The 5,141-nt window shown below is 46.4% G+C and carries 5 protein-coding genes; all 5 read right to left on the reverse strand.

Going from position 1 to position 5,141, the window contains the following annotated elements; genetic code table 11:
* Positions 1–126: 126 nt before the first annotated feature.
* The 5 genes from FD01_RS04700 to glmS all read right to left on the reverse strand — a co-directional run bounded on the left by FD01_RS04700 (position 127) and on the right by glmS (position 4,798).
* The gene (locus FD01_RS04700) at positions 127–594 is read right to left on the reverse strand and encodes a hypothetical protein (protein WP_156647271.1); all 468 of its coding nucleotides are present in this window, start codon (positions 592–594) and stop codon (positions 127–129) included.
* Positions 595–670: 76 nt separating this feature from the next.
* On the reverse strand, positions 671–1,426 hold the full coding sequence (locus tag FD01_RS04705) for a hypothetical protein (RefSeq protein WP_056962888.1): 756 nt from the start codon (positions 1,424–1,426) through the stop codon (positions 671–673).
* Positions 1,427–1,578: 152 nt separating this feature from the next.
* Positions 1,579–2,313: a YebC/PmpR family DNA-binding transcriptional regulator gene (locus FD01_RS04710; RefSeq protein WP_054719441.1), complete on the reverse strand. Its 735-nt coding sequence runs from the start codon at positions 2,311–2,313 to the stop codon at positions 1,579–1,581.
* 63 nt (positions 2,314–2,376) lie between these two features.
* On the reverse strand, positions 2,377–2,883 hold the full coding sequence (locus tag FD01_RS04715) for a VanZ family protein (protein WP_404820720.1): 507 nt from the start codon (positions 2,881–2,883) through the stop codon (positions 2,377–2,379).
* Between the two features lie 100 nt (positions 2,884–2,983).
* Positions 2,984–4,798: a glutamine--fructose-6-phosphate transaminase (isomerizing) gene (gene glmS / locus FD01_RS04720; RefSeq protein WP_054719438.1), complete on the reverse strand. Its 1,815-nt coding sequence runs from the start codon at positions 4,796–4,798 to the stop codon at positions 2,984–2,986.
* Positions 4,799–5,141 lie beyond the last annotated feature (343 nt).

Consider the following 5,141-nt stretch of genomic DNA (forward strand, 5'->3'; position numbering starts at 1 on the left):
AGCTATGAGTCCTTTTTCTTGCACTTATCATCTTGCACTTAAATTGTAAATCAAAGCTATAAAATAATTGAATATATCCATGTTTGTCGGAGACGTTGATACTGCATTTGAACTAGTCAAGTTTTCTCATCCTCTCTTCCGCGTCCACCGCATCCCCAAATAAATCCCAAACACTAACACCACTGCCAGTGATCCTATAAAGCTGACCCACATTACCGGCGAGCGACTATCCAAATAATCCACAGTTTGCAAAATTGCCGAAATAATCGAAACTAGCCCAAACACAGTGATTACCATACTGATGGCATTGTCTCGTGCAGCGTCGCGACGGTCCTGTTCGTCGGTCAATAGCGTGATTTTGTCTTTAACTTCAGCGATGGTTTCATTCACGCCAGTTAAATCAAGGAGATTACGGTAGATTTCACTGACATTATTCCATCGTGAAATTTGCGAAGGTGCGAGTGTTTCGTAAGCAATTAAATTCAATGCTTCTTGCTTGAGATCACGAACGCTTGCCGGGGTACGCTCATCGGCTTTCATATAGCGAGAGTGGATTTTCTCGTTGATATTCATGCTTTCGTATTTTTGGTACATCACCAACATGCAAAGCAATAAATCATCACTGGCAGCATCAGGTAACGAAGCATTGAGATCATCAGTCGCGTAAATATTAAGAGGCTTCTTGTGAGGTGATCGCACAGCCCCAGCCGTACTGTTCGTCGTCGACATCCTTAGCACCGGTGACGTAAGCCAAGTCGTGTTCTGACGTGTCAGTGAAATCACGGTTCAAGTCCACCATGCGATGGAGGTTGTAGGTGGGCTGCTGAATGGCTTCTGGCGAAGAAAAGCGTTGATCAGCAAAGGCAACGTTGAGCCGGTAAGCATCTTTGGTGATTAAATCAGAGCGATAGCTGGTCAGGGCACTACCGTCATCGGTTTCGGGACAACGATAATCATCGGTAAACCACGTCAGGTGTGGATGAAGTTTGTTGATGAGTTTGACTTCAATTTGTTCGATAAAGGCTTCACGCAAAGTTGCACCAACTTTTTTCGTGTAGCCTGGTTGCAAGAACTCATAAACGGCGTGGACGTCTGCGTTCGTATATTGAAGAAATGCTGTAACAAAAGCGATCCCATTGTTGAAGATAAACACTTGAAAATCACTGAAGGTAAACGGTGCGTCTAATACAATTGTGTCAGCAGGTAGATCAAGCACCCAACGTCGCACGAAGCCTTCGTTTTCGGCACACTTATGGTTCATCAGTTGAATGAAATCAGTTGAGTAAAACTGCGGGGAGTTTTGAATAATTGGCAATCCAAGCCGGTCACTTTTGAGGTGAGCTAAGTCGAGCGGCTGATCGTATTTCAAAGGTAAGATGATAAACATCCCACGCGGACTATCAGCAGTAAAATGTTGGGTTGGCATCGCTTCAACATCTCCAATAAGTTGGATTATGAATAAATTCTTCCATTATAAAGCTAATTATCCATAACCTGATTGGCAAGTAAAGCCTTTCATCAATGAATTTATGGCATCAAAAAAACCGACCTGCAATTGCAGATCGGTTCATTGACGAATTAAGCTTCGTCTGGCCATTCGGCGCTGGTGTAAACGTTTTGCACGTCATCATCATCTTCCAAAGCATCGAGCATGTTTTGGAAAGATTCCAGCTTGTCTTCTGGAACTGGCACAGTGTTTTGAGGCACCATGGTCAATTCAGAAGTGGAGAAGGTAAAGCCTTGTGCTTCAAGCGCATCACGCACAGCGGTGAAGTCTTTAGGATCCGTGTAAACCGTGAATTCATCTTCAGTGGTTTGCAAGTCTTCAGCACCAGCATCTAAGACAGCTTCAAACATTTGATCTTCATCCATGTCGAGATCCTCGCGGTCGATCACAAACATACCTTTACGGTCGAACATGAAGGAAACCGCACCAGCACCAGCCATGGTGCCGCCGTGACGCGTGATAGCCACACGTACGGAGCTAGAAGTCCGGTTCTTGTTATCAGTTAAGGCGTGCACCAACACACCGATACCTGCAGGGCCATAGCCTTCGTAAGTGACTTCATCATAACGGGTAGCGTCGCCGCCATCAGCTTTATCTAAGGCACGCTTAACGTTGTCTTTAGGCATGTTAGCCGCACGGGCTTTATCCATAACTAAGCGAAGCGCCGGGTTGTTGTTGGGGTCGGAACCACCTTGCTTAGCTGCCATGAAAAGTTCACGGGAGATCTTTTGGAAAATTTTTCCGCGCTTAGCATCTTGGGCGTTCTTACGACCCTGAATGTTATGCCATTTGGAATGTCCTGACATAATTATTAACCCTCTTTTCTTAAAGTTTCGGAACTCATAAACGTTAATATTGTACCAAAAAACTCACCGTCTCACAACGGGTTTTCGCCGCCGTAAGCCAGAAACTAGCAAGACAATCACCACAGCGATGGTCGCAGCAATGGTATCGAGCATCACATCGTCAAAAGTCGGTTGGCGCCCGCCAGTCAACATTTGATGGAATTCGTCAAATGCTGCCAAACCAGCTGCACTCAAAATGGTGAGCACAGTGCGCAACCAAGTAGGTTTGACGAATTCGCGCAAGCCGATGCTAGCAAAAAGCCCAATCAAGAAATACGTGGTGACATGAGCCGCTTTGCGCATGAAAAATTCCACAAAAGCGAAATAGCCACTCTCTTGGACACTGACCGGATCCCCGGCGTAAGTGAAGTGGATCGTCGACAAGCGGGCTTTGAAGGGTTCATTGGCTAAAACGCGTTCTAAAAAAGGGACGGCAGTTTGTTGTTTGTAAGTCATGCTGGAAGAAACGAATAATGTGGCGATGACAGCTAAGGCTAAAATCAGCCAAATATAGCGATGCAGAGTTTTCAATGGGGTCATCCTTTCAAAAATCAATGCCCCCAGCTTACCACATAACGGCACTTCACTAAATTAAAAAACACCACCAAGCACGGCCTGGTGGTGAAATTTTTTATTCAACGGTGACGGATTTGGCTAAGTTACGTGGCTTATCTACGTCGTAGCCGCGATCATAGCTGGTGTAATAAGCTAGCAGTTGACCGGCAACAATGGTCACTAATGGTGAAAGCAGCGGATCGATATCGCCGATCACCAGCTCATCACCATCTTTGGCTAAGTCGTGGGCGGCAATATGTAAGACTTTCCCACCGCGGGCTTGGACTTCTTGCCCGTTGGCGCGGGTGTGTTCGGCAGTGACAGGATCGGTGATGAAGGCGACCACTGGGGTGTTGTCTTCGATCAAGGCGATGGTGCCGTGTTTCAATTCACCAGCAGCAAAGCCCTCTGCTTGGACATAAGAAATTTCCTTAAGCTTTAAAGCTGCTTCCAAGCTGACAAAATAATCGGTGCCCCGGCCGATGAAAAAGGCGTTGCGAGTGGTGGCAAACATGTCTTTGGCCAAGTCATGCAAGTGTTCTTTTTGATCGATCAAGGCTTGTTGACCGTCAGCGGCTAAGGCTAATTGATGGGCCACATCAAATTGTTTGGCGGCAGGTTGGTTAAACGCTGTGCCTAAGGCCTTAGCGACTAACGCTTCCACGCCGATTTGCGCCGTATAAGCTTTGGTGGAAGCCACGGCGATTTCAGGACCGGCGTAAAGTTCCAAAGCAAAGTCCGCTTCACGCGCCAAGGTTGAGGTGCCAACGTTGGTGATGGTCAAAGCTGGGTAGCCGAGGGCTTTGGTTTTCACCAAAACTTGACGAGAATCGGCAGTTTCACCACTTTGACTCAAGAAAATGAACATTGGCTTTTTGGACAACATTGGCATGTGGTAGCCGAATTCACTGCCTAACACCACTTCAGTCGGAATGCCGGCGAGTTGTTCAAATAAAGGCTTGCCGACCAAGCCAGCGTGATAGCTGGTACCTGCGGCGACAATATACAGCCGATCAGCTTGTTTTAAAGCGTCAAGTAAATCGGCAGGTAAAACCACGTTGCCCTTGGCGTCGAGATATTTTTCGGCTAAGCGATGCATCACGACGGGTTGTTCGTCGACTTCTTTGAGCATGTAGAAAGGATATGTGCCTTTGCCAAGATCGGCGGCATCCATTTTCACTGTGAAAGCGTTGCGTTGGATCTGCGTGCCAGCCAAGTTTTCGATGGTGATATCAGTTTTAGTCAAGGTGACGATTTCTTCATCTTTGACTTCGATAAACTGGTTGGTGACATCAAGCATCGCCAAAGCGTCAGAAGCCACCACGTTGAAGCCGTCGCCTTTGCCGATTAATAAGGGGCTTTTGTTTTTAGCGACATACAAGGCATCAGGTTGATTGCGGTCGACTAAGGAAAAGGCATAAGAGCCTTCAACCAACTTCAAGGTTTTGCGCAGTGCTGCTTTGGCGTCTAAACCATCTTGTTGGGCGAACAAGGCGATCAATTGCACGACGACTTCAGTATCGGTGCTGGAGTGCAATTCGACATCGGTTAAATATTCTTGACGCAAGGTTTGGGCGTTGGTGACCACGCCGTTGTGCACCAAGTAAAAGCGACCGTCGTTTGACACATGGGGATGGGCGTTGGCTTCAGTTGGTGCACCGTTAGTCGCCCAGCGAGTGTGGCCGATGCCGATGCTGCCTTGAATTTCAGGGGTCAAAGCGGCTTCCAGGTTTTTGATCCGGCCGACGCGTTTGACCAAGTAATCGTGACCGTTTTGATCATTGACATAAACACCGGCAGAATCATAGCCGCGATATTCAAGTTTTTCCAAACCGTTTAACAATACTTGCGTCGCGTCGTCGCGACCGATGACACCAACAATTCCGCACATAGTCAAGGACCTCACATTTAAGTTTTTCTAGAATTGGACTAGATTGATTTTTAAAATTGGTTTTCTGAAGTACGAGTCAAACTATACCTTTCGTATCGGTTAATGTCAAATATAAATTTAATTGGTATGGCAAAATTAAATAAATTGGTATAGGTCATTTTGAGCTGCAAAATTGTAATAAAACTTTTTCGCCTTTTTTGCATATTTATTAAGTGAGGGGGAATTGACATGGAAGATTTATTGGAGTGGCTGAACCAAGCGGTGAAGGCTCGCGCAAGTGATGTTTATTCCTGGATTATTCACCTCGGTATTTGGGACATGAAATCGCATCTGGCCGGTCTGA

It is taken from the genome of Lacticaseibacillus manihotivorans DSM 13343 = JCM 12514, assembly GCF_001435035.1.
Lineage (GTDB): Bacteria > Bacillota > Bacilli > Lactobacillales > Lactobacillaceae > Lacticaseibacillus > Lacticaseibacillus manihotivorans.